The sequence below is a fragment of the Actinomadura sp. KC216 genome (genome assembly GCF_004348535.1).
Lineage (GTDB): Bacteria > Actinomycetota > Actinomycetes > Streptosporangiales > Streptosporangiaceae > Spirillospora.
Genome location: NZ_SMJX01000109.1, coordinates 1 through 24,543, shown reverse-complemented (window position 1 = coordinate 24,543; position 24,543 = coordinate 1). Strand labels below are relative to the sequence as shown.

24 protein-coding genes and 1 pseudogene are annotated in these 24,543 nt (G+C 72.1%); 4 read left to right on the top strand and 21 right to left on the bottom strand.

The annotated features are described in order from the left end of the window. Together E1264_RS20255 and E1264_RS20250 are read right to left on the bottom strand one after the other, a co-directional pair. The coding region (locus E1264_RS20255) for a helix-turn-helix transcriptional regulator (protein WP_132175782.1) at window positions 1–737 on the bottom strand (737 nt) is incomplete at its 3' end. A 112-nt stretch (window positions 738–849) separates the two neighbouring features. Next, complete coding sequence (locus tag E1264_RS20250) at window positions 850–1,731, bottom strand: alpha/beta hydrolase (protein ID WP_132175780.1); 882 nt, start codon at window positions 1,729–1,731, stop codon at window positions 850–852. A 69-nt stretch (window positions 1,732–1,800) separates the two neighbouring features. On the opposite strand from E1264_RS20250, the gene E1264_RS20245 reads away from it, so the two are divergent. Continuing rightward, window positions 1,801–2,481 (top strand): glycerophosphodiester phosphodiesterase, encoded by a 681-nt coding sequence (locus E1264_RS20245; RefSeq protein ID WP_132175778.1) that lies wholly within the window; start codon window positions 1,801–1,803, stop codon window positions 2,479–2,481. Between the two features lie 87 nt (window positions 2,482–2,568). On the opposite strand, the gene E1264_RS20240 is transcribed toward E1264_RS20245, so the two are convergent. The 8 genes from E1264_RS20240 to ligD (E1264_RS20205) form a co-directional block, all read right to left on the bottom strand. Next, the gene (locus E1264_RS20240) at window positions 2,569–4,149 is read right to left on the bottom strand and encodes a DEAD/DEAH box helicase (RefSeq protein WP_132175776.1); all 1,581 of its coding nucleotides are present in this window, start codon (window positions 4,147–4,149) and stop codon (window positions 2,569–2,571) included. Window positions 4,150–4,622: 473 nt separating this feature from the next. Further along, a complete protein-coding gene (locus E1264_RS20235) occupies window positions 4,623–4,946 on the bottom strand; it encodes a hypothetical protein (protein ID WP_243711050.1) in 324 nt (107 codons plus the stop codon). A gap of 101 nt (window positions 4,947–5,047) precedes the next feature. Then, window positions 5,048–5,281: a DUF3107 domain-containing protein gene (locus E1264_RS20230; RefSeq protein WP_132175774.1), complete on the bottom strand. Its 234-nt coding sequence runs from the start codon at window positions 5,279–5,281 to the stop codon at window positions 5,048–5,050. 165 nt (window positions 5,282–5,446) lie between these two features. Further along, window positions 5,447–6,076: a TetR/AcrR family transcriptional regulator gene (locus E1264_RS20225; RefSeq protein WP_132175772.1), complete on the bottom strand. Its 630-nt coding sequence runs from the start codon at window positions 6,074–6,076 to the stop codon at window positions 5,447–5,449. 203 nt (window positions 6,077–6,279) lie between these two features. Further along, the gene (locus E1264_RS20220) at window positions 6,280–6,507 is read right to left on the bottom strand and encodes a hypothetical protein (protein WP_132175770.1); all 228 of its coding nucleotides are present in this window, start codon (window positions 6,505–6,507) and stop codon (window positions 6,280–6,282) included. A 52-nt stretch (window positions 6,508–6,559) separates the two neighbouring features. Further along, entirely contained in the window at window positions 6,560–7,882 is a 1,323-nt protein-coding gene (locus E1264_RS20215; RefSeq protein ID WP_243711049.1) for an NAD(P)/FAD-dependent oxidoreductase, read from the bottom strand. Between the two features lie 108 nt (window positions 7,883–7,990). Next, window positions 7,991–8,902 carry a non-homologous end-joining DNA ligase gene (gene ligD, locus E1264_RS20210; RefSeq protein ID WP_132175768.1) on the bottom strand — a complete coding sequence of 304 codons (912 nt, stop codon included), beginning with the start codon at window positions 8,900–8,902 and terminating at the stop codon, window positions 7,991–7,993. 39 nt (window positions 8,903–8,941) lie between these two features. Next, entirely contained in the window at window positions 8,942–9,916 is a 975-nt protein-coding gene (gene ligD, locus E1264_RS20205; RefSeq protein WP_132175766.1) for a non-homologous end-joining DNA ligase, read from the bottom strand. A 112-nt stretch (window positions 9,917–10,028) separates the two neighbouring features. On the opposite strand from ligD (E1264_RS20205), the gene E1264_RS20200 reads away from it, so the two are divergent. Next, window positions 10,029–10,931 (top strand): Ku protein, encoded by a 903-nt coding sequence (locus E1264_RS20200; RefSeq protein ID WP_132175764.1) that lies wholly within the window; start codon window positions 10,029–10,031, stop codon window positions 10,929–10,931. Between the two features lie 111 nt (window positions 10,932–11,042). Here E1264_RS20200 and E1264_RS20195 read toward each other — a convergent pair whose 3' ends face one another. From E1264_RS20195 to E1264_RS20155, 9 genes are all read right to left on the bottom strand, one after another. After that, a complete protein-coding gene (locus E1264_RS20195) occupies window positions 11,043–11,561 on the bottom strand; it encodes a superoxide dismutase family protein (protein WP_132175762.1) in 519 nt (172 codons plus the stop codon). Window positions 11,562–11,716: 155 nt separating this feature from the next. After that, entirely contained in the window at window positions 11,717–12,019 is a 303-nt protein-coding gene (locus tag E1264_RS20190) for a hypothetical protein (protein WP_132175760.1), read from the bottom strand. Between the two features lie 62 nt (window positions 12,020–12,081). Next, window positions 12,082–13,077 (bottom strand): HAMP domain-containing sensor histidine kinase, encoded by a 996-nt coding sequence (locus E1264_RS20185; protein WP_132175758.1) that lies wholly within the window; start codon window positions 13,075–13,077, stop codon window positions 12,082–12,084. Further along, the gene (locus E1264_RS20180) at window positions 13,074–13,760 is read right to left on the bottom strand and encodes a response regulator transcription factor (protein ID WP_207936039.1); all 687 of its coding nucleotides are present in this window, start codon (window positions 13,758–13,760) and stop codon (window positions 13,074–13,076) included. Before E1264_RS20180 ends, E1264_RS20185 begins: the two co-directional genes overlap by 4 nt. Window positions 13,761–13,854: 94 nt before the next feature. Further along, window positions 13,855–15,198, bottom strand: a complete 1,344-nt coding sequence (locus E1264_RS20175; RefSeq protein WP_132175756.1) for a cation:proton antiporter — start codon at window positions 15,196–15,198, stop codon at window positions 13,855–13,857. Further along, a complete protein-coding gene (locus E1264_RS20170; protein WP_132175754.1) occupies window positions 15,170–16,558 on the bottom strand; it encodes a cytochrome P450 in 1,389 nt (462 codons plus the stop codon). Before E1264_RS20170 ends, E1264_RS20175 begins: the two co-directional genes overlap by 29 nt. Beyond that, window positions 16,552–17,619 carry an alpha-hydroxy acid oxidase gene (locus E1264_RS20165; protein WP_132175752.1) on the bottom strand — a complete coding sequence of 356 codons (1,068 nt, stop codon included), beginning with the start codon at window positions 17,617–17,619 and terminating at the stop codon, window positions 16,552–16,554. Before E1264_RS20165 ends, E1264_RS20170 begins: the two co-directional genes overlap by 7 nt. Next, window positions 17,616–19,196 carry an NAD(P)-binding domain-containing protein gene (locus E1264_RS20160; protein WP_243711048.1) on the bottom strand — a complete coding sequence of 527 codons (1,581 nt, stop codon included), beginning with the start codon at window positions 19,194–19,196 and terminating at the stop codon, window positions 17,616–17,618. Before E1264_RS20160 ends, E1264_RS20165 begins: the two co-directional genes overlap by 4 nt. A gap of 61 nt (window positions 19,197–19,257) precedes the next feature. Beyond that, window positions 19,258–20,850, bottom strand: a complete 1,593-nt coding sequence (locus E1264_RS20155) for a fatty acid--CoA ligase family protein (RefSeq protein ID WP_132175750.1) — start codon at window positions 20,848–20,850, stop codon at window positions 19,258–19,260. A gap of 129 nt (window positions 20,851–20,979) precedes the next feature. On the opposite strand from E1264_RS20155, the gene E1264_RS20150 reads away from it, so the two are divergent. Both E1264_RS20150 and E1264_RS20145 read left to right on the top strand, forming a co-directional pair. After that, complete coding sequence (locus E1264_RS20150) at window positions 20,980–21,669, top strand: sulfotransferase family protein (RefSeq protein ID WP_132175748.1); 690 nt, start codon at window positions 20,980–20,982, stop codon at window positions 21,667–21,669. A gap of 154 nt (window positions 21,670–21,823) precedes the next feature. Beyond that, a complete protein-coding gene (locus E1264_RS20145) occupies window positions 21,824–22,510 on the top strand; it encodes a sulfotransferase family protein (protein ID WP_132175746.1) in 687 nt (228 codons plus the stop codon). Window positions 22,511–22,535: 25 nt separating this feature from the next. On the opposite strand, the gene E1264_RS20140 is transcribed toward E1264_RS20145, so the two are convergent. Then, entirely contained in the window at window positions 22,536–24,017 is a 1,482-nt protein-coding gene (locus tag E1264_RS20140) for an APC family permease (RefSeq protein WP_243711047.1), read from the bottom strand. Between the two features lie 98 nt (window positions 24,018–24,115). Continuing rightward, window positions 24,116–24,543 (bottom strand): annotated as a pseudogene (locus tag E1264_RS20135) (hypothetical protein); the annotation flags it as partial.

Below are 24,543 nucleotides of genomic sequence, written 5' to 3'. Positions count from 1 at the left end.
ACCGGGGACGCGTCGATGCCGAGGGCCGTGTAGACGATCGAGATCCGGTCGGTGACGTCCGGGAACTCGAACACGTCGAAAGAGCCGTGCAGGCCCGCGTGGACGCCCCTGGACGTCGGGATCACGCGGACGGTCGACCGGCCGTCCTCGGAGAGGTCGAGCAGGTGGGTGAACTGGGCGCGGATGACGTCGGCTGGGCCGTTGTGGCGCTCCAGCATGTAGCCGTCCAGGATCACGTCCAGGGTTCGGGGACGGCCGCCGGGGCGGTGCTGCTGGCGGCTGCGGAGCAGGTCGAGCTCCTCGTCCACGTCCAGCCTGGGCAGGTGGTACCCGTAGACCAGGCGCGCGTACGCCTCGCAGCGGACGAGCTCCGGCATCCGCGCGATGCCGAAGGTGTGGACGAGCGAGGACTCCGATTCGATCGTGTAGATGTCGCGGACGAGCGCCTTCAGCCGTCCGACATGACGGGCGAGCCAGGGCGGGCCGTCGGGGCGGGACGCCAGGTCGACCAGGACGTCGCGGATCTTGCGGGGGACGCCGTAGGCGTCCAGGATCTCGGCGATCTCGGCGGGAGTGACGTGGCCGAAACCCGTCTCGACGCGGGCGAGCCAGTCGGCGTTGCGGCCGAGGTGGGACGCCGCGTCGAGGTAGGACAGTTCAAGGAGTTCCCGGATCTTCCGTAGGTGCTGGCCCAGGCTCCGGGCATTGATATTGGGGGCTCGGTAATCCACCGGCATGTACCAAGCCTAGGCCGAATCCCGCTCCAGCGCGCAATCTTCCTGTAGCCGACCGTGGTTCTTGCTGGAAGACAGAGGGTCAGTACGGAGAGTTGCCAGTTGTTTGCCCGCTTTATTGCCGGCAAGGGTTTTCTGCCTGGTTCCAGAAGGTGGTCAGAGCCGTCGCGGTGGTTTCGGGTGCGTCCCAAGCGGGGGAATGGGCCGCGCCGGGAATGACGACCTTGGACGCGTTCAGGCGCTCCGCCATCGCCGCCTGGATGGCCGGTTCCCAGACGTCGTCGTTCTCGCCGTAGAGGACGAGCGTGCGCAGGTTCGAGTCGGCGCAGTGCTTGGCCAGCTCCTCGACCTGGTCGGGGGCGGTGAGGATCCCGTCGGACATGCAGACCAGGCCCGTCTCGGAGTTGCCGAGCGTGCGGGCCTTGATGAAGGCGACGATCTCCTCTTCGAGCCCGCGCTTGCCGTAGTCGGGCTCCAGGGCGATCTCCCAGATCGCCTGCATGCCGAGCTGCGGGATGGCGTCGCGCAGCGCCTGCGCCTTCGCGGCGGCCTGGCCGGTGACGGCGCACGGGCCGGAGCTCATCAGGGTGAGCGACGCCGGACGGACCCGGTCGGCGAGCACCGTCTCCTGGCTCACCAGCCCGCCGAACGAATGCCCGACCAGGTGGACGGGGTCGGGGCCGAGCTTTTCGAGCAGGACGGTGAGGTCTTCGCCCAGCGCGGCCCTGCTGTAGGCGGACTCGTCGTCCGGGCCGATGGACTCGTACTGGCCGCGCATGTCGATCGACACGACGCGGCGCCCGGACGCGGCGAGGGTCTGCAGGACTCCGAGGAAGTCCTCCTTGCTGCCGGTGAGTCCGGGCACGAGGAGCGCGGGACCGCGTTCCGGCACACCGGATCCCGGCAACGCCTCCAGGGCGGCGAACGGGCCGCGGGACGTCTCGATGGTCGTCCGGCGAACGCCGGGGGGCAGCTTCAGGAACCGGGGCGTACTCACAGGTGACCACCATAGTCAATGCGTCAGAGCGGCGGCCTGCTGGAAATCTTCCGGTGATAGCGTCGCAGGGTGCGTCCGAAGCCTGCCGTCTCCGCGCATCGCCGCGACGAAGCGGGCCTGGCCGGTCTCACCGAGGCCGTCGAGTCCGGTGCCGAGTACGTGGAGATCGACATCCGGCGGACGGGGGACGGGCGGCTCGTCGTCCACCATGACCCCGACCTCGCCGGGCTTCCCCTGAACCGGCTCAGCTACGACCGGGCGCAGGAGCTGTCGCCGCGCCCGATCCCGCTGGTCAGCGAGGCCATGGACATCATCGGCGGGCGCGCGCGGGGGCACCTCGACCTGAAGGAGCGCGGCTGCGAGCACGAGACCGTGGCGCTGGCCGTGGAGGCGTTCGGGCGGGACGGCTTCGTCGTCACCACCCGGGAGGTGCTCTCGCTCGTGGAGATCAAGAAGAGCTTCCCGGGCGTCCGGACGGCGCTGTCGGTCGGGCGCAACCTGTGGGAACGCGGCATCGCGCACGACTTCGCGCCGCTGCGGCTCATCCGGAAGGCGGGCGCCGACATGGTCGCCGTCAACCACCGGCTCGCCCGCGTGGGGGTGCTGCGGCAGTGCGGCCGCGCCGGGATTCCCGCCATGGTGTGGACGGTCAACGCCGAGCCCGTCATGCAGCGGTTCCTGCGCGATCCGCGGGTCGCCGTCCTGGTGACCGATCATCCGGCCATCGCGCTCAAGCTCCGGGACGGCTGAGGCGCCCGGTCGGGCGCGGGCCGCGGCCAACGGCGGGCAAGAGAAAACCGCGAGACTGAGCGGTAGTCTCGCGGTCGGCTCCGTCGATCAGGCGGTCTGCTGTGAGTCCGCCGTGTCGGCCGCCTGGGCGGCGGCCGGCTTGCCCGCGCGGGTGCGGCGGCGCGGGCCGCGGCTGCGCTTGCGCTCGGTGGCCACGGCATCGACGACGTTGTCGTCCGCCTTGGGGGCCTCCGACGACGCGGACGCGGTTCCCTCCACCGGCTTGCCGGCGCGGGTCCGGGCCCGGCTGCGCTTGCGGCGGCGAGGCCGCGGGCGCTCCCGGTCATGGTCCCGGTCGCGGTCCCGGTCGCGGACATGGCTGCGGACCTTGCCGGTCTCGCCGATGTCCTCCAGCTCCTCGGCGTCCAGCCCGGCGCGCCCGTTCCGCAGCTCCGCGGGCAGCCGCCCCTTCGTGCCCTCGGGGATCCCGAGCGTCGCGAAGAAGTGCGGGGACGTGGAGTAGGTCTCCTCCGGCTCCGCGAACGGCAGCCCGAGGGTCCCGTTGATCAGCTTCCAGCGGGTGAGGTCGGACCAGTCGACCAGGGTGACGGCGACGCCCTCCTTGCCCGCGCGGCCGGTCCGGCCGATGCGGTGCACGTAGGTGTCGGCGCTGTCGGGGCACTCGTAGTTGACGACATGGGTGACGTCGTCGACGTCGAGGCCGCGGGCGGCCACGTCGGTGGCGACCAGCACGCCGATCTTGCCGTTGCGGAACGCGCGCAGCGCCCGCTCGCGCTGGCTCTGCCCGAGGTCGCCGTGCACGGCCGCGGCGTCGAAGCCGCGCTGCGCGAGGTCGGCGGCCACCCGGTCGCAGGCCCGCTTCGTCTGGCAGAACACCATGGTCAGGCCACGGTTCTCGGCCTGCAGCAGGCGGGCCAGCATCTCCGGCTTGTCCATCTGGTGGGCCTGGAAGACGTGCTGGACGACCTGCGGCGTCGCGTCCGACTCGGTGTGCGACTCGGCCCGGACGTTGGTCGGGCGGGTCAGGTACCGGCGCGACAGCGCGACGATCTCGCCCGGCATGGTCGCGGAGAACAGCATCGTCTGCCGCTGCGCCGGGATCCGCTCGATGATCCGCTCGATGTCGGGCAGGAAGCCGAGGTCGAGCATGCGGTCGGCCTCGTCCAGCACCAGGATCCCGACCTGAGAGAGGTCGAGGTGCTTCTGCTTGACGAGATCGAGCAGCCGGCCCGGCGTGCCGACGACGACGTCGACGCCCTCGCGGAGCGCCGTGATCTGCGGCTCGTACGCGCGGCCGCCGTAGACGGACAGCACGCGAGAGCCGAGCTTGCCGCCGGCGACCAGGAGGTCGTCGGTGACCTGGAGGGCCAGCTCGCGGGTCGGCGCGACGACGAGGGCGCGCGGGGCGCGCCCGCCGTGCTCGATGCGCTGCAGCAGCGCGGCGCCGAACGCGAGGGTCTTGCCGGTGCCCGTGCGGGCCTGGCCGATGATGTCGTGCCCGCCCAGCGCGATCGGCAGGGCGAGCTCCTGGATGGGGAACGCTTGGACGATGCCCTCCGCTTCAAGGGCATCTGCTATCTCGGGGACGACCCCGAGTTCACGAAAGGTAGTCAGGGCTTTCAGCCTCCAATATGCGGGGTCTCTACTCCCGGGTGCGGCGCGGCCCATCGGAGGGCGGCGCCGTCTCGGGCGTGCCCGCCGATCGCTCTTCTTCCGGCCGCGCGCTCGCGCGGGAGGGACCAGCCGTTGCTCAAAATGTTCCGGCGACCGCAGTCAGGGGTCGAAAGCAGTCACTCGCTGTGGCTGCGTGCGGTCACACTCCGCGACGCAGTGTACCGACCGTTGATTGCATACACCAATAGCCGATCACCGTGTCCAACGTTTGCATGGTTTGATCTATTCCGCGGCTTGCCCGCCAGGGCATATGCGGCGCCGGGGGCGCGTGGTGCGGACCGGTCGGCGGCGCCTGCGCGGCGGCCACTTCCGGACATCGGAGCATTCTGGAGCACACCGGAGCATTCCGGGGACGGAAAGGCCCCCGCTGGCAGCGCGTGCGAGGGCCTTTGGCTTGGTCCAATGTCGACTCGGTTCGCGTCGCCGGCCGGCCGGACGGCTAGGGCCGGGCGACCGGGGCCGGGCGGCTAGTAGGTGCGGCGGCGGGGGCGCCAGCCGTGGCGCCGACCCAGCGGGGTGCGGCGCTTGCCGAAGCCGATGCCGCGCGTGTTCGCCGACGCGAGCGCGGCGACGCCGAGCGCGGCGATCAGGATCGCGAACACGAAGGCGATGAAGGAGCCCGCGCCGAGCGCGTCCGCGATGACGCCGCCGATGACGGCGCCGGCGATCCCGACGAGCACCGTGAGCAGGACACCGATCGGGTTGCGTCCGGGGACGAGCAGCCGCGCCAGAGCTCCGATGACGGCACCGACGATGATGAACCAGAGGACCGTCGTGAGCATGTCGATCATCCATTCCTCTTCCGTGGGCCGGTGGCCCGTGGTCGAAGATCGATGTGCCCTGCGTGCCAGAGTCAAACAAAATGCAGGTCAAGCCCCGGTCGAAGGGTGGATCAGGTGTACTGGGTGCCGAAGCCGACGCTGCGCTGCTCGTCCTCGACGATCTCCAGGTAGCCGACCCGGCCGGCGGGGATGAGGACCCGTCCGGCACGGCGGTCCTGGAGGACGAGCACCCCGTGCGGATCGGAGAGGGCGTCGGCCAGCGCGGCCTGCACCTCGTCGGCCGACTCCCGGGTGTCGACCACGAGTTCCTTCGGAACGTTCTGCACGCCGATGCGAACCTGCACGCGTTGCTCCCGTCGTCCAGTCACGGCCCGCCGACCGCCGGCGGGCCCTTCTTGATCTCGATGTTCGCACGCGGACGGGCCGATGCGGCGTCAGGGGGTTCGGCCTAGCGTGAAACCGGGCCGGGCCGGGCCCCGGGCCGCGCGGCCGGGCCGGGGCGTCCGGTGCTACGGGTTCTCGCCGGCGCGGGGGAAGCCGGAGATGCCGCGCCAGGCCAGCCGGGCGATGATCTTCTCGGCGGTGTCCTTGGGGATGGCGCGGTGCTGGGACAGCCAGTAGCGGGCGCTGACCTCCGCCATGCCGACCAGGCCCATGCCGAGCAGGTGCGCCTCGTCGCTCGGGGCGTCGGTGTCCTCGGCGATGACCTGGGCGATCATCTCGGCGCACTGCTGGTTGGCGCGGTCGACGCGGGCCCGGACGGGCGCGACGTTGCGCAGGTCGGACTCGAAGACCAGCCGGTACGCCTCGCCCTCGCCGGCGACGAAGTCGTAGAAGGCGCGGATGCTCGCCTGGACGCGGAGCTTGTTGTCGGTGGTGGCGTCCAGCGCCTCGCGGACGATCTTCACCAGGGCTTCGGCGTGCTCGTCCAGCAGGGCCAGGTACAGCTCCAGCTTGCCCGGGAAGTGCTGGTAGAGCACGGGCTTGCTGACGCCTGCGCGCTCGGCGATCTCGTCCATCGCCGCGGCGTGGTACCCCTGCGCGACGAACACCTCCTGGGCCGCGCCCAGCAGTTGCCTGCGGCGCGCCAGCCGCGGCAGCCTCGTGCCGCGGGGGCGTGCGTCCGGGGTCGCGGTCACCACACTCTCCGATCACCGATGTGTGCGGCGGATGGGAGGCGTCCGCCGCGTGGGAACTGTCCCTCATCCTACGCGTGAGTAACTCCGCCGGTCACTGGCTTGGCCCGGCGACGTTCCTTTCACGCAGGTCAGTGTATTTCCGGCGAGGGTCCGGGGGCATCCCCACCCCGATCTTCGGGCGACTTTGTCACCCGCCGGGCCGGCTAGCGGTAGTCGTCCTCATCGAGCCGGACCTCCCGGCGCTGCTCGGCCGCGTCCGCCTCGTTGACGTCGTCGGGGACCTGCGCGAACCACTCGCGCGGGCCCGCTTCGTCGTCGAGGGCGGCGCGCTGCTCGGCCGCGTCCGCCTCGTTGGCCTCGCGGACCGCGTCCGCGTCGGCGTCGGCGTCGTTCTCGGGCGGCGGTGGTTCCAGGTCGTCGGTCTCGCTCATCAGCGGGTCCTCCTCACGCGTCGGTTCGCGCGTCGATGTCGGGGGGCTCTGCCTACACCTGCCCGGCCAGTTCCCGGAGCGGCGCCTCGACGGACTCGCCGTAGGTCGGGAACGCGTGGACGACGTCGGCGAGCAGGCTCAGCGGCGTCTCCGCACGGATGGCCAGCGCGATCTCGCTCATCCACTCCTCGGCGTTGAGTCCGGCCGCGGCGGCGCCGATCAGCAGGCCGCGGGAGCGGTCGGCGTACAGCTCCACCCGGCCGCGTTCGTCGGCTTCGACCGCCGCCCGGGCCGTCGCGGCGAGGTCGTACCCGGCGGTGCGGAGGTCTATGCCGAGTTCCGCCGCCCGCGTCGGCGTGACCCCCACCGAGTAGACGGTGGGGGTGGTGTAGACGACGCGCGGAATCGCGCGGTAGTCGGCCTCGCGGCGCTGCCCGAGGAGGTTGGACAGCACCACACGCGCCTGGTAGCGGGCCGCGTGCGTGGTGCGCGCGACGCCCGTGACGTCACCCGCCGCCCACACACCCCCCGTGTCGGACGCGACCTGGCACGTCTCGTCCACGGGGATGCCCTCGCCGGGTGAGATCGTGATGCCGAGCTTGTCCAGGCTCAGGCCCTCCGCGCGGGGACGCCGCCCGGCGGCGACGAGGATGCGGTCGGCGTCGAGCGTGCCGCCGTCCGACAGCCACAGCCGCAGGCCGGTGTCCTTGCGCTCGACGTTGGCGAGCGCGGCCCCGAGCCGCAGGTCGACGCCCATCCGGCGGAGCGCGTCGGCGAGCACCTCCCCCGCGAACGGCGCCTCGGCGGTCAGCAGCCGCCCGGACGCCTCGATCACCGACACCTGCGACCCGAACGCCGCGTACACCTGCGCCATCTCGCAGCCGACCGGGCCGCCGCCGAGGATCACCAGCCGGCGCGGCAGGTCGGGCACCGACAGCGCCTCGTCGCTCGTCCACACCGGGACATCGGCGAGGCCGTCGATGGACGGGATCACCGGCTCGCTGCCGGTGCAGACGATGAGGTCGCCATAGCCGTGGACCCCGCCGTCCACCTCGATGCGGCCCGGCTCGAGGACGCGGCCCCGGCCGCGCAGCACGGTCACCCCGGCCTCGGCCATGCGGGCGACGGCGGGGTCGTCGCCGCGGTGGCCGGTCAGCTCGTCGCGGCGCGCGAGGGCCATCTCCCAGGTCTCGCCGCGCCGCGCCGACAGCAGCAGCGACTTGGACGGCACGCACGCGAAGTACGGCGACTCCCCGCCGACGAGGCGGTTCTCGACGAGCGCGACGTCCCGGCCCGCGCGGGCGAGGCCGGAGGCCACCAGCTCGCCCGCCGTCCCCCCGCCCAGCACCACGGCGTCATAGTGGTTCTGCGACAACTTCCTCTTCCTTCCGGCCACGTGGTGTCCCCCTGACATGGTGGCGGACGGTGGCGGCGGAGAGTGCCTGTTCGACCACTTAGGGCGCCCGGCAAGGGCCAAAGCCTCTCAGGGGAGCGGCTGGCGGTCCTTGAGGAGCGGCTCCAGGAGGTCGCCGTGTTCCTCGACGCGGTCGAGCATCTCGGCGGGGGTGAAGGTCAGGCCGGCGGCGTTCTCGCAGGCGTCCAGCTCGTCCCAGGTCACGGGCGTCGAGACGGTGGGGCCGCGGCTCCCCGCGCGCAGCGAGTACGGCGCGACGGTCGTCTTGGCGGGGTTGTTCTGGCTCCAGTCAACGAAGATCTTGCCCTTGCGCAGGCGCTTGTCCATCTTCGCGACGACGAGGCGGGGATGCTCCTCGGCGAGGCGCTGCGCGGCGGCCTTGGCGTACTCCGACGTCCGCTCCCCGGTCGACGGCTCCTTGACCGGCACGTACAGGTGCAGGCCCTTCTTGCCGCTCGTCTTCGGGTAGGACTCCAGGCCGTCCTCGGCGAGCACGTCGCGGAGCAGGTGCGCCACCTCGCACGCCTCCACGATCGTGGCCGGGGCGCCAGGGTCCAGGTCGAAGACGACCAGGTCGGGGTTGTGCACCTTGCCGCGCGGCCCGACCTTCCACTGCGGGACGTGCAGCTCCAGCGCGGCCAGGTTGGCGCACCACACGAGCGTGGGCAGGTCGTCTACGACGACGAAGTCGAGCGTGTCGCGGCCCGTGGAGCTGCCGGGGGTCGGGATGGTCGCCGTCCGGACCCAGTCGGGGGTGTGGGAGGGGGCGTTCTTCTCGAAGAACTTGGTGCCGTCGACGCCGTCCGGCCAGCGGATGCGGGTGGCGGCGCGGTCCTTCAGGTGCGGCAGCATCACCGGGGCGATGCGGGCGTAGTAGTCGATGACCTCGCCCTTGGAGAACTCCGGATAGAGGTGCTTGTCGAGGTTGGAGAGTGACAGTTTGCGTCCGTCCACCTCGACGGGCGTCCGCTTGGCGTTCATGGGCGCGTCCCAGAGTGCTTCCCAGGGTGCTTTCCAGGGTCACTGCTCACTGGTGACCTCCAGAGGGTCCTTGTCGTCGCGGAGGCCGCGCCAGGACGGGAAGCGCAGGCGGCCGTCGCGCGTCCGGGCGCTGTAGGCGACCTCGCCGACGAGCTGCGGTTCCACCCATTGGGCGTCGCGGGCGAACTCGCGCGGGACGGCCTCGTCGTAGGGGCTGGTCGGGCGGCGCAGCGGCCAGAGGGTCTCGTACAGCTCGTCCAGGGCACGGTCGGAGAAGCCGGTGCCGACGTGGCCGACGAAGCCCAGCGCCCCTTTGACGTCGTACTCGCCGAGCAGGAGCGAGCCGACGCCGCCTTCGCGGCGCCCCTTGCCGGGTTTCCAGCCGCAGACGATGACCTCGCGCGTCATGAAGTTCTTCACCTTGCGCCAGAAGTCGACGCGGCGGCCGGGACGGTACGGGGAGTTCAGGCGCTTGGCGAGCACGCCCTCCAAAAGCTGCTCGCGGGTGAAGGCGAGCAGCTCGCTCACCTGGGCGGTGTCGGCGCCGTGCAGGTACGGGGGCACCTCGACCGGACCGGTTCCGGCGAGGTCCAGGTCGGCGAGCAGGGTGCGGCGCTGCGCGTACGGCATGTCGTAGAGGACGTGCCCGTCCAGGTACAGCAGGTCGAACACGACGTACCTGACGGGGACCTCGCGGATCAGTCTCGGGTCGGGGTGGGCCACGTGCATCCGGCGCTGGAGGCGTTCGAAGCTGGGGCGGCCGTCCTCGAAGGCGACGACCTCACCGTCCAGGATCACGTCGTGGTCGGGCAGGAGATCGGCGAGCGCGGACAGCTCCGGGTAGCGGCTCGTGACGTCGCCGCCGCGCCGGCCGCCCGCCCGGACGCCGTCGGCGGAGACGTGCGACAGCACGCGGACGCCGTCCCACTTCAGCTCCAGACCCCATTTCTCGCCGTCGGAGGGGAGGTCCCCGGTGGCGGCCATCATCGGCTCAACGGGCCACGGCATGGTCATACCGGCGTCTTACCCGGTCCCGCCGCACGGAAAAGGATCAAGGGCCCGCTGTGGCGCAAATCGAACGGGATTGCCAGGCTAGGGGCCTGAACGCACTGGGTAAGGACTGGTCATGCGCAGTATCTGGAAGGGCGCCATCTCGTTCGGGCTGGTGACGATACCGGTGAAGCTGTATTCGGCGACCGAGCAGAGGGACGTCAGCTTCCACCAGGTGCACAGGGAGGACGGGGCGCGCATCAAGTACAAGCGGGTCTGCACGGCCGACGGCGAGGAGGTGCCGTACTCCGACATCGCGAAGGGGTACGAGCTGCCGAGCGGGGAGATGGTCGTGCTCACCGACGAGGACTTCGCCGAGCTGCCGCTGTCGTCCAGCCGCCGGATCGACGTCCTGCAGTTCGTGGAGCAGGAGGAGGTCGACCCGATCTACTTCGCGAAGTCCTACTACCTGGAGCCCGACGCGCAGGGCGCGAAGCCGTACGTGCTGCTGCGGGACGCGCTGGAGAGCTCGGGGCAGGTCGCCATCGTCAAGATCGCGATCCGGCAGCGGGAGTCGCTGGCGACGCTGCGGGTGCGGGAGGGCGTGTTCGTGCTGGAGACCATGCTCTGGCCGGACGAGGTCCGCACCCCCGACTTCCCGTTCCTGGACGAGGACATCGAGGTCCGCAAGCAGGAGCTCTCGATGGCGACCTCGCTGATCGAGTCGATGGAGGGCGAGTTCGACCCGTCGGAGTACAAGGACGCCTACCGGGAGGCGCTCCAGGCGGTGATCGACGCCAAGGTCGAGGGCCGGGAGGTGACCCGCCCGGCCGAGGAGGCCGAGGAGGAGCCCGCGGCCGACCTGCTCAGCGCGCTGCGCGCCAGCGTCGAGGCGGCGAAGAAGAGCCGCGGCGAGAAGGAGGGGAAGGCGGCGTCCGGGAAGAAGCCCGCGGCGCGGAAGTCGTCGTCCTCGAAGTCCGGGAGCGGGTCGGCGACCAAGAAGGAGCCCGCGAAGGGACGCGGCCGCAAGTCGGCCTGACCCCGCCACAGGCTCGGCCTTGCGGCCGCGAGTCCGGAGTGACCCGCCGCTGGGCCAGGTCGGCGGCGGGTCGTCACACCCGGCTAGAGCGGCTTCGTGAGAACGGGACCGCTAGAACGGGACCGTGGTGCAGAGGTTGCGGGCGCCCGCGCCGCCCGTGGCGGGGTCGGTGGGCAGGGCGTGGATGATGACCGAACCGGCCGCCTTCTCGGCGACCCGCCACGGCACGACGTCGCCGGAGTGGCCGGTGCCGTCCTTCGCGACCGTGACGTCGAGCCAGATCTCCATGTGCTCCATCGGCAGGTCGTGCGAGCCGTCGGGGTTCATGTAGTGCGGCCCGGCGTCCTCGCCCTTCGGCCCGCACGGGTTGACGTGGACGTGGACGCCGAACTTCTTCCCGGCGGCGTCCGCCGGGAATCCGGTCGCCCGCAGGAGCACGCTCGTCGAGTCCTTGTCGCGGACGACGGTGATCTTGGTCTTGACGTCCTTGAACGCCTGGTCGTAGACGTACGTCGGGCCGTCGACCTCGATCTTGTCCTGGCCGGCGTTCGCCAGGGCGGGGTAGGCGAGCGTGACGAGCGCGGCGCCTGCCGCCGCCAGCGGGACGGCGGCGCGGACGGATGGTCGCATGACGATCCTCTCCGGGTTGCGGGAGCTTGCGGGAGCGCTGCGAGCACCGCGTCCTTGGAACGGTGCCCGCCGGTCGGTGGCTCACGATCATGCCCATCCGGTGGGGAATGTCACCCCGCCGGTCTGCGAGAGGCCGCCCTCGTGCGACGAGCGGATCAGTTGTCGCGGCGGGCGGTGAGCACCCGCCCGAGCGCGGCCGCGGCGGCCGCCGGGTCGGCGCAGGGGGCGATCCGCTCGCCCCACCCGTAGAAGTAGGACCAGCCGCCGTCCGTCTGCTCCCGGGTGGCGATGACGCTCTCGTTCAGGGCCGGGTTCCGCGGGTCGGCGACGAGCGCGGAGGGCCGGCGGTCGTGCGGCGCGGCCACCTCGACCGTCCAGCCGCGGGAGCGCAGCTCGGCGGTGAGGTGCTCCAGATGCCCGAGCGCCTCCTCCGCCTCGGTGATCATCTGCACGGACATGACTGCCTCCAGGAAACGCACGAACGAGAATTGCGCGAACCGCGCGGGGGGTGGAATTGAATTCAGTGTCCCGGGGGGTAAGGGAGATCACAAGCGGTTTGCACATATCCGCGCGGGGCCGCCGGGAGCCGGACGGTGAACACCGCACCGCCCCCCGGACGCCCGCCTGCGCCGATGGTGCCGCCGTGGCCGGCCACGACCTCGCGGGCGAGGGCGAGCCCGAGGCCGAAACCGGCCGGACCCGTGGAGGGGCCGGACGAGCCGACCGCGAAACGGCCGAACAGGCGTGCGGCGGCCCGCGGGTCGAAGCCGTCGCCGTCGTCGCGGACGGTGAGCTCCACCGCCTCCGCCGTGCCCGTCACCGTCACCAGGACGCGGCCGCCCGGAGGCGTGTGCCGGAGCGCGTTGTCGAGCAGCGCGGACAGCACCCGCCGCAGCGCCGGCTCCGATCCCCGCACGACGCCCCGGCCGCCCTTCCGGTCGACGTCGATCCGCACGCCGCGCTCGCGGGCGCGGGGCGACTCGGACACCGCCAGGTCGGCGGCGAGCGCGCCGAGGTCGACCGGGGCGAGCGCGGCGGGGCGCCGGCCGAGCCGGGCCGAGACCAGCACGTCCTCGACGATCTCGCCGAGCTGGCGGGTGCCGGTGACGAGCCGGTCCACGTCCGCGGTGGCGTCCGCGCCGGTCCGCAGGCGGCGCGCGGCGAGCTGGGCGCCGGTGTGCAGGCGGGTCAGCGGGGCGCGCAGCTCGTGGCCGACGTCGGCGGCGAACCGGCGGCGGCGGGCGAGGGCGTCCGCCAGCGGCGCGAGCGTCCGGCGGGCGATGGCGCGGCCGGCCAGCAGCGCGACGGGCACGCTCGCGGCCTCCGCCACGGCGAGCGTCCGGCGGAGCCTGCGCCGGGCGGCGGCGTCGAGGCGGCCCGCCGCGCGGCGGTAGACGGCCGCGCCGAGGGCGCCGAGCGGCACGGTGACGGCCGCCGCGACCTGGAGGGTGATGCGGCGGCGGGCCCTGGCCAGCATCCGCCGGTCCGGATCGGGGACGTCGCGCCGGGTACTCACAGCTCGCCCAGGCGGTAGCCGACGCCCCGCACCGTGCGGACGACGTCCGCGCCGAGTTTGGCGCGCAGGTAGTACACGTAGGTGTCGACGATCGACTCCGTCCTGGCCTCGTCGAACACCCGCTGCCGCAGCGAGGCGCGGGTGTGCACCTGGGCGGGGCGGGTCGCCAGCGCCATCAGCAGCCGCGCCTCCCGGCCGGACAGCGCCACGTGCTCGCCGGTCGGCAGGCTGACCAGCCGGGACCGCGGGTCGAGCCGGCCCGCGCCGAGCGGCAGCACCTGCGCGCGGTCGAGATGGCGGCGGTGCAGCGCCCGGACCCGGGCGAGCAGCTCGTCGATCTCGAACGGCTTGACGAGGTAGTCCTCGGCGCCCGCGTCCAGCCCCGCGACCCGGTCGGCGACCGAGCCGTAGGCGGTCAGCACGAGCGCGGGCGCGGTGATGCCCCGGCCGCGCAGCCGGCGCAGCAGCTCGACGCCGTCGAGCACGGGCAGCCCGCGGTCGATGATCAGTGCGTCATAGTCCCGGCTCAACCCGCGATGTAATCCGCGCTGACCATCGGCGGCGAGGTCGACCGAGTATCCCTGCTCGGCGAACAGACCGGCGAGCATCCGGGCGAGCTCGCGGTCGTCCTCGACGATCAACAGCCGGCGTGGCGGGTCGCCGGGGCCCGTTGGATCGGCCACGGTCCAACGCTCCCACCGCCGCCGCCGGGCCACCAGAGCCCGGACAGTATCGGACAATTTTCTTTAAATTTGAACCGAAGCCCCGCGAAACTCGTCAGGCGGCCTGCGCGGCGGGCTCCTTCGCCTCCGGGACGACGAGGTCGCGCTCCAGCCGCTCCGGCAGCGCCAGCCGGTACAGCGGGACGGCCCCCGCCGTCGTGATCACCGCGACGAGGACCAGCATCGCGAACAGCTCCCGGGTGATCATGCCCTGCGCCAGCCCGATGTTGATGAAGATCAGGATCATCAGCCCGCGCGCGTTCATCAGCCCGCCGACCGCGTAGGAGTCGCGCCACCCGAACCCGAGCCCGCGCATCGCGAGCGCGCAGCCGAAGTACTTCCCGCAGAACCCCGCCGCCATGATCGCGAGGAAGGCGAGCAGCATGGTCGCGCCCGTGATGCCCGCGAGCTCGGTGTTCAGGCCGGAGAAGGCGAAGAACACCGGCAGCAGCAGCGTCGACACGACGCCCATCATCCGCGAGTGCAGCGCCTCGCGGAACGCCCGGTCGCGGGGCATGGCGAGCCCGGCGACGAACCCGCCGAACACCGAGTACACGCCGATCCAGTCGGTGGCCCAGCCCGCCGTCAGCGCCACGATGACGACGATGTACAGCCCGGTCGCGGAGAGCGTGCCCGTCCGGGCGACCTCGCGGCCGAGGGGGCGCAGCGCGCGGGCGACGACCAGCAGCATCACCGCCGCGAACACGGCCGCGAGCCCGATGGTGCGCAGCGCCGAGCCCGAGCCGGTGCCGAGATGCCACGCCGACAGGACGGCGAGCAGGCACCACGCCGCCGCGTCGTCGATGGACGCGGCCAGCAGCGACAGCCGCCCGAGCTGCGTGTTCTCCAGGCCGCGCTCGTAGAGGATCCTCGCCAGCATCGGGAACGCGGTCAGCGACAGCGCGCCGCCGACGAACAGCGCGAACTGCCAGCGTCCGACGTCGTCGCGCGAGAGCGTGCCCCACAGCAGCGCGCCGACGGCGAAGCCGAGCAGGAGCGACGGCACGATCCCCGACACGGCCAGCAGCGACGCGCGCTTCCCCTCGCCCGGCCGCTGGGCACCGTGGTCCAGGCCCGCGCCGACGAGGAACATGTAGAGGGTCAGCCCGATGGTGCTCACGATGTAGAGGGTCGGGACGACCTCGTCCGGGAACACCTTCTCCTGCGCTTCCGGCCACACCGCCCCGAACAGCGTCGGGCCGAGCAGGACGCCCGCGACCATCTCGCCGAGCACGCGCGGCTGGCCGACCGTCAGCGCCAGGCGCCCGCACACGGCCGCGGCGATCAGGATGACGACGAGCGCCGGGAGCACCTTGAGGGTCAGCGCGAGGTTGGGATCGACGGGCGCCGCCGCGAGGACGCCGACTGCTTCAGCGGGTGCCGCTGCGTGAAGAGGCATGGCTGGTCTCCAGTTGGGCGAAATGGCGTTCGCAGAGCCGCTGGCGCCGCGCGTCCCACACCATGTAGGTGCCGAGGACGAGCTGGACGAGGCTGCGCCAGACGTCCTCGGCGCGGTCCCGGATCCACATGAACAGCAGCGCGGCGCGGTGCGTCCAGGCCCGGCGGGTCAGGGGCGCGTGGCGGGGGACGAGCAGGCACGGCCCCCGGTTGGGCATCGATCTGGTGTGCGCGGCGGTCGAGGCTAGCGCGTACCGGCGCAGCACCTCCCGCGCCGCGACCCGCATCGTGATCGGCGCGAGCCGCCACGCCGGGCAGGGCCGGTTGGCGGCGATGCCGAACGGGATGTGGTTCAGGTCCTTGGCGGCGGGCCCGTCGCGGAACCGGCCGGGGTCGAAGCGGCCGGGGTCGTCGAACCCGGTGCGGTGGAACTCGGGATAGCCGAAGCACAGCACCGAGCCCTCGGGGATGGACGTCCCGTCGTCGAGGTCGATGTCGCCGGTGGTGATGCGGTGCGCGACGCCGAACAGCGGGTAGAGCCGCATCGTCTCCTGCAGCACCGCGTCGAAGGCGCGGTCGTCGCCGGTGAGCGCGGTTGCCGCCGCGTCCGGGTGCCGCGCGAGGACCATCAGCAGGTGCGCCATCGCCTCCGACATCTGCACGACGGCCGTGTTGAAGAACGTTCCTTGCAGGTAGTAGGCGCGTTCTTCGCCGGACAGGCCGTCCGGGAGGGGGTGGCGGACGTCGTCCAGCCGCCCGGCGAGGTAGCGGGTCAGCCGGTGCCGGCGGCCCATGTGGCGGAGCCCGCAGCACTTCAGCGCGGTGACGACGTCGTCGGCGTTCCCGACGATCAGATCGCGGGCCGCCCGCGGGCACGGCTCGCCGAACACCAGCTCGTAGTAGAACTCGGCCCAGACCGGCATCATCAGGTCGCGCAGCCGCACCAGCCGTGCGGTGTCGCCGCGCGGCGCGCGCTCGCGCAGGACGCGGGAGACGCAGCGGCGCGCCAGCTCCTCCGCCTCCGCGCGCGGGACGGCGAGGTACCGGCGCGTCGTCCGGGCGACCGCGTCGTAGCGCTCGCCCGCCTCCAGATGCTCCTGGTGGACGTGGGCGCCCGGCGACAGCCAGTACCAGAACAGGTCCGACAGCACGGCGCCCTTGCTCCGGCCGCCCGCCGCCGGGTGCCCGTACACCTCCCTGAAGCGCTCCACGCCGATCAGGTCGCCGGGGACGGGGAGCCCCTCGTCGCCGTTGATGCGGGCGAACAGCCGCCCGCGCAGCGCCACGACCCGGCCGGGCAGCCACCACGGCAGGCTCAGCACGGCGGCCACCGCCACCGCCGCGACCAGCACCGTCACCATGACGGCCTCAGCCGCCGCACCATGCCCGGCTCCAGGTCGTGGACGGAGGCGACCCCGCACAGCGCCAGCGCCTCCTCGACCTCCGCCCGCAGAAGTTCGAGGACGCGGACGGCACCCCTCAAGCCGTCCGCGCCCAGGCCCCAGACCACCGGACGTCCGACCGCGACCGCGGTGGCGCCGAGTGCCAGCGCCTTCAGCACGTCGGTGCCGCGCCGGACGCCGCCGTCCAGCAGCACCGGCACCGCGCCGCCCACCGCGGCCACGATCTCCGGCAGGACGTCGACGGTGGCCGGGACCGTGTCGAGCTGCCGACCGCCGTGATTGGAGACGATCAGCGCCGACACGCCATGGTCGAGCGCCGTCCGCGCGTCGGACGGGTGCAGCACGCCCTTCAGCACGACCGGCAGGGGGGTGATCCCGGTGAGCCGCTCGATGTGGTCCCAGGAGATCGCGGGGGAGAACTCGATCGGGCGGACGCGGTCGCCGTCGCGCATGTTCTCGCAGCACAGGCCGTCGGGGAGGTCGTGGAAGCCGTTGCGCCGGTCGCGGCCGCGCGTGGCGAAGACCGGCGAGTCGACCGTGACGACCAGCGCGCCGCACCCGGCCGCCTCCGCGCGCCGCACCAGCGTCTCGGTGAACGCCATGTCCGGCTGGACGAACAGCTGGAACCACAGCCGGGCCTCGGGCGCCGCGGCGGCCACGTCCTCGACCGCCACGGTCGAGGCCATGCTCACGATCATGATCGTCTCGGCGGCGGCGGCCGCCCGCGCCGTGGCCCGCTCGCCCTCGGGGTCGGCGAGCCGGTGGAACGCGGTCGGCGCCACCAGCACCGGCATGGACGCGCTTCCGCCCGGCAGCGTGACGCCCAGCTCCGGCTTCTCCGCGCCGCGCAGGACGCGGGGGAGCAGCGCGAGCCGCCCGAACGCGGCCTCGTTCGCGCGCAGCGTGACCTCGTCGCCCGCGCCGCCCGCGAAGTAGTCGTAGTGCACCGGGTCGAGCCGCTCGCGGGCCGCGGCCTCGTACTCGCGGACGCTCGCCGGTTCCGGTGGTGACGGCCTCATGGCCGGACCGGGGTGGGCGCGGTCTGCCGGGCGAAGAACGCCCGCAGCGGCTCGGCGTGGACCTCCTCGGACGTCCACTCGTTCTCCAGGTTCTCGGTCACGTGGTGGACGGCCGCCACCACCCCGTCCCGGTGATGCCGGACGATCGGGTGCAGGTAATGGCCCTCGTGCGCGTTGCCGGAGTCGCTCTGGGAGATCCGCGCGACCGAGACGTCGAACGGGTCGACCTTGTCGTGGTCGGGCCCGTAGTCCAGCGTGATCGTGAAGAAGCCGCCGGGGCCCGCGTCGGAGACGGGCGCGTCCCGGTAGTCGGCCGGGACCTCCTCCAGGTAGCGGGCGCCGCCGTCGCCGTCCAGGACGATCATGTCCGCGAGCACCCCGAACTGCTGCCACAGCGCCGAGCTGCGGTTCACCCGGGCCAGCACCGCCGCCGCGAGCTCCTTCGGGTCGGTGCCGAGCGCCTGGCCCGGCCACGGCGTGCCGTGGTAGCGGTGCTCCATGATGCGGTGCAGCGCGCGCGTGCCGTACCGGAAGCCGTGGATGAAGCCGCTGGTCCCGTGCTTGAAGTCGCGCGACTGCGTCAGCGTCCCGGCGAAGAACAGGCCGGGGACGTTCACCGACTCGTACGCGGGCGTGAGCGCCGGGAACCGGCCGTTGATCGTCAGCTCGGGACGGCAGTTCTCGCCGAAGACCGAGGCGTCCACCCGGAACCCGGTGCAGACGATCACCCGGTCGTAGGGGATGTCCTTGGTGACCTCGTCCACGCGGGTGAACGCGACCGTGACCAGGTAGCCGCCGTCCGCCTGTCGCTCGATGCGGCGGATCTCGCCGTCCAGGATCGCGTTCTGCGACTTCAGCTGGTAGGTGTCGAGGAAGTTGTTGTTGACGGCGCGCAGGTGCCCGACGAAATGCGTCCGCCACGCCATCCGGAGGGACCGCGGCCCCGCCACATGGATCACCGCGGCCGTCTCGATCAGGTTCTCCGCCGTCTCGAACGCCGAATTGCCCTTGCCGAGGATCAGCACCCGCTTGTTCAGGTATTCGGCCGGGTCGGTGGAATGGTCGCCGTAGAGGTCGGCGGTCTCGATGCCCGGGATCGGCGGGACGTTCGCCCGGGTGAAGCCCGCCGCGATGATCAGCCGCTTCGCGTGCCGGGTCTCGCCCCGGTCGTCGACGACCTGGAAGCGGCCCTGACCGTCGCGCGTGATGGCGGCGGCGCGGGTGTTGTAGGCGATGTCGAGGTCGCAGCGCTCGGCGAAGTCGGCGAGGTAGCGGACCATGTCGTCGGCCGCGGGGAAGTAGCGGTCGCTGTAGCGGGTGAACAGGAGCTCGGGGTCGTCGGAGAGCAGCGAGTTCCAGTCCATCCGCAGGTTGAGCTCGGGATCGTCCGTCCCCGTGTGCTTCTTGTTCGTCGAAATGAGCTGGCGGTGGCGGGGGAACGTCCGGAAGAACATTCCGGGCGCGGGACCCGATTCCAGGATCAGATGGCTGCGCCCGGCCTTCTTGAGGAGGTAGCCCAGCTGCAGGCCGGCCGGTCCGGCTCCGATGACCAGGTAGTCCAGGGTTTGGTTCGCCACGACACCCTCCACCACGGCGACGATGTGATTGAACGGTCAACCCAAGTGAAGGCGGCGAATCTCAGAGGTTGATCAGAAACGCGGATCGACGTTCGTCAGGAGCCGGGGGGGGGACGATCTTCAGCAGTGCCCGCTTGTCGGGCTTTCCGCTCGCGTTGGTGGGGACGGCCGGCACGATGCTGATCGTCTGCGGGACGCTGTCCTCGCCCAGCTCCTCCTGGACGGCAGCGGACATCTCCTTGAGCGCGGCACCGTCCGGGTGGCGCCCGGCGGCGGGGATGACGAACGCGTGGACGGCCTCGCCCGTCCGCTCGTCGGGCGCCCCGACCACGTACGCCTCGGCGACGTCCGGATGCCCGGCCAGCACCCGCTCGATCGGCCCCGCGTACACCACCATCGCGTTGACCATGACGGCGTCGCGGGCGCGGCCGTCGAGGTGGAGGTAGCCGTCCCGGTCGAGATGCCCGAGATCGCGGGTGCGCACCCAGCCGCCCTTGCGGAGCGTGTCGAGGTTCTCGGCCGCGTCGTCCCAGTAGCCGGTCATCATGTACGGGCTGCGGACGTAGATCTCGCCGGTCTGCCCCCGGGGCATCCGCCTGACGGCGTCGCCGCCGTCCCCGCCATCGTCGTGGGCGCGGATGCTGATCTCGACGCCGGGGTGCGGGCGTCCGACCGAGTCCAGGCGGCCCGCCTCGATGTCGGAGGGCGTCAGCATCGAGACCGACCCCGCCTCCGTCTGCCCGTACCCGTTGTAGACGACCGGCCCGAGCAGCTCCACCGCCTCCGCCAGCCGGTGCGGGCCGAGCGGCGACCCCGACACCATCAGCGCCCGGAGGCTCCCCACGTCGACCCGGTCCTTGCGCAGGATGCCGAGCATCTGGCCGAGGCGCGGGACGGTCACGATCGACCCGGTGATCCCGTAGCGCTCGATCGCGTACGGGAACAGGGGGCGGCCATCGTCCTCGGGGATCACGGCGGTGCCGCCGCCCAGCAGGCACGGCGCGGCGAACTCGAACACCACCATGCTGGCCAGCGTCCCGAACAGCAGGTACCGCTCGAACGCTGCGGCGAACCCGGCGGCGACCAGGCCCCAGGAACGCGGCTGCCACGCCCAGTGCTCGCTCAGCGCCCGGTAGGTGACCGCGCAGCCCTTCGGCCGTCCGGTGCTGCCGCTGGTGAACGCCAGCAGGGCCACGTCGCCGGGACGGGCCGTGATGTCGAGCGCCGTCGCGGTCGCCGGGTGGTCCAGGAGGTCGCGCGCCGCGAGACCGGTGCCGCCGAGCGACAGTATCGGGATCGGCCCGGCGGCTTCGAGCAGGTCCGGCGACGCGCTCTCCGGGTCGACGAGGAGGGCGTCGACGCCCATCCCGAGGACGTGGGCGAGCTGCCCGGTGGCGTACCCCGGCCGGACGCCGACGACGCGGCAGCCGACCACGTGCGCGGCGACGTGCGCGGCGAACGCCTCCGGCGTGACGGACGTGCGGACCGCGAGCCCGTCGCCCGGGCCGAGCCCCGCGTCCCGGAGCGCGCCCGCCAGCCTGCCGATGAGCTGCAGTAGCTCCTCCCGGGAGACGACCCGGCCGGCGTGCTCGAACGCCGCCGTGCCGGGCGACTCGCGCAGCGCGTCAAGAAGGGATCCCGGAAAGAGACTCATTGCCCGACTCCTCGATTCCGCCCACAATGCGGTTCTTCCGACCGAATGTAAGCGGCGACGATCAGAAACAGATCAGAGACCGATCAGAGGCCGAGCGGCCGAGAGGCCGATCAGAGGAGCGGAGCTGCCATGAAGGTGATCGGCGCGGGTTTCGGCAGGACGGGCACCGCCTCGCTGAAGGCGGCCCTGGAACGTCTCGGCTTAGGCCCCTGCTACCACATGTCGGCCGTCATCGCGGAGCCGCGCCGCGTCCGGCAGTGGCTCGACATCGGCGAGGGCCGCGCGCCCGATTGGGACGACGTCTTCGCCGGATACCGGTCGGCGCTGGACTGGCCCGCCGCGTCCTACTGGCGGGAACTCGCCGACCACTACCCGGACGCGAAGGTGGTCCTGACCGTCCGGGACCCGGAGCGGTGGTACGACAGCGTCGCGTCGACCATCTTCGCCCGCGCGCTGGCGGAACGGCGGCGGCTGCCGCTCCGGCGGAGGATCGTCCGGTGGCTGGTGAAGCGGCGGTCCCCGGACTTCGCCCTCTACCCCCGCATGGCCCGCGCGACGGTCATGGACCGGGTGTTCGGCGGGCGCATCGACGACCGCGACCACGTCCTCGACGTCTACGACTGGCACATCGCCGAGGTCAAGGCCACGATCCCGGACGGGCGGCTGCTGGTCTTCGACGTCGCGGAGGGGTGGGAGCCGCTGTGCGCGTTCCTCGGCGTCCCCGTCCCGGACGAGCCGTTCCCGCAGTCGAACGAGCGCGCGGCCTGGCACGGCAAGCGCCCGCGCCGCCTGGCCCGCCTGATCCTCCGCGGCCGCTGACCCCCGTTCTGGACGGCGCGTCCAGAAGTGGTCGGATGTAGATCATTGCCGTATTCTTCGCATCTGCCGACAATTCTGTGCGATCACCGTGAAGGCGGACGACATGGGTCGCAGACGGCGCGGATCACAGACGGATGAGCGGAATGGAGTCGCGATGAAGGTGCTGGGAGCGGGCTTCGGACGGACCGGCACGGCCTCCCTCCAGACGGCACTGGAGCAGCTGGGCTTCGGCCCCTGCTACCACATGTGGGGCGTCATCTCGGAGCCGCACCGCATCCGGCACTGGCTCGACACGGAGGACGGCCAGGACCCCGACTGGGACGAGGTCTTCGCCGGATACGCGTCGGCGGTCGACTGGCCCGCGGCGTCCTACTGGCGGGAACTCGCCGACCGCTACCCGGACGCGAAGGTGGTCCTGACCGTCCGCGACCCGGAGCGGTGGTACGCCAGCATCTCGTCCACGATCTTCGACCACATCCTGGGGGAGCGGCGGCCGTCGCCGCGGCAGCGGATCATCCGGTGGCTGGTGGCGCGGCGGTCACCGGACCTCGCCCGCCTCAACAGCCTCGTCGAGTCGACCATCGTGGACCGCGCGTTCGGCGGGCGCATCGAGGACCGCGACCACGTCCTGGACGTCTACGACCGGCACGTCGCCGAGGTGAGGGCCGCGATCCCGGCCGAGCGCCTGCTGGTGTTCGACGTCGCGGAGGGGTGGGAGCCGCTGTGCGCGTTCCTCGGCGTCCCCGTCCCGGACGAGCCGTTCCCGCGGTCCAACGATCGCACCGAGTTCCACCGCCATCTGTCGGGCCGCCTCCGCGAGGTCATCCTCCACGGCACCTGAGGCGGGGGTCACCCGTCGCGTGGAGTCACCCCTCGCGGTCGCCGCCCTTGGCGCGGTCGCCGTCCGCGCCGTCGCCCGCGATGCCCGACAGCGTCGGACGGCGGTGCATGGCCAGCAGCACGATCAGCACGACGACGCCGATGCCGAGCCAGATGAACCCGAGCTCCTGCGCGGCGACGTCCGCGTTGTAGACGACGTAGCCGAGGAAGCAGAACCCGACCACCGGCACGATCAGATGCGCCCACCAGTTCCGGCTGCGCGACCGCACCACGTAGTGGACGACGACCGACACGTGCAGCGTCAGGAAGGCCGTCATCGCGCCGAAGTTGACCAGCGAACTGAGCAGCGTGATGCCGTCGTCCCGCTGCTCCATGTAGAGGCCGAGGGCCAGCGAGATGACGGCGACCAGCAGCGTGGCGTTCACCGGCACCTGCCGCTTGGCGTGCACCTTGGCGAGGAAGCCGGGCAGCTGCCGGTCCCGCGCCATGGCGTACAGCAGCCGGGACGTCGCGGCCTGCGCGACCAGCGAGTTGGCGAACCCCCACGCGATCGCGGTCGCCGCCGCGGTGAGCTTGGCGAGCCAGACCCCGCCCGCGACGTCGGCGGCGTCGTAGAACGCGGTGCCCTCGGGGTCGCCGTCCGGTATAAGCTTGTCCGGGTTCTCGACCAGCAGCGACGCCACCCAGGTCTGGACGATGAACAGCACCCCGACCAGCAGCAGCGCGGCCACCATCGACCGTCCGATGGCGCGGGCGGACTCACGGTTCTCCTCCGCCAGCGTCGAGATGCCGTCGAACCCGAGGAAGCTCAGCACCGCGATCGACACGGCGCCGAACACCAGGCTCCACGAGAACGTCTCGTCGTTGAAGATCGGCGTGAGGCTGCCGCCGTCGTGCCCCTTGCCCTGGGCCAGCGCGACCACGCCCACCACCAGGAAGATCGCCAGGACGATCAGCTCGGCGACCAGCATGATGCGGGTGATCCGCGCGGTCATCTCGATGCCGAAGAAGTTGACCGCCGTGTTGAGGACGACGAAGCCGACCAGCCAGAGCCACACCGGGACGTCCGGCACGAGCGAGTTCATCGCCACGCCCGCGATCAGGTACAGCAGCGCCGGGACCAGCACGTAGTCGAGGAAGATCATCCACCCGGCGAGGAACCCGACCGGCTGGGTGATGCCGCGTCCGGCATAGGTGTAGACGGAGCCCGCCATCGGGAACGCCCGCGCCATCTGCCAGTAGGACGCCGCGGTGAACAGCATGACCAGCATGCCGACCGCGTACGCGAGCGCGACCATGCCGCCCGAGCCCTGGAAGACGGAACCGAAGATCCCGAACGGGGCGATCGGGACCATGAAGACCAGCCCGTAGAACACCAGGTCCCGGAACCCGAGCGACCGCCGGAGCTCCTGCTTGTACCCGTAGCGCTCGATGCCCGCGGAACCCTCTGGGCCGTCTGGGCCTGCGGGCCCATCGGAGCCTTCCGGCCGCGCTTCCTCGACGGTCACGGTGTCCTCCTTAGCCGCGAGGAGTACCGGGCCTCGCGGTTCCAGCGCGCAGCCTAAAGACATTCTTTTCAAATGAAAAGCTTTAGAGCGAAAAGACCTCAGAGCCGGGTGATCACGGTGAGGTCCAGGCCGTCCGCCCTGGCCAGATAGCCGCCCGCCCCGGGCGGCCCCAGCGGCGCGCACGCCCAGCCTTCCGCTTCTCCGTCACCCGCGAGGAGCCTCCGGGCCGCCGCCGTGGCCTCGCGCGCGCTCAGCACTCCCGCCGCCGCGAGCGCCACCAGCAGATGGACGCCGTCGTAACACCCCTCCGCGTAGGCATCGAGGACGGGACCGTTGGCCCCGAACGCCGCCCGATGCCGCTCGGCCAGGGCGATCCGGCGCTCGTCCCCCTGCCCGGCGAACGACCGCATCGCCGCATACAGCTCCCCGGTGTCATCACCACCCGCTGCCAGCAGCACGTTCTCCTCCAACGCCCCCGACAGCCGCACCACCCGCGAGGCCAGCCGCGACGCGGAGAACACCCGGT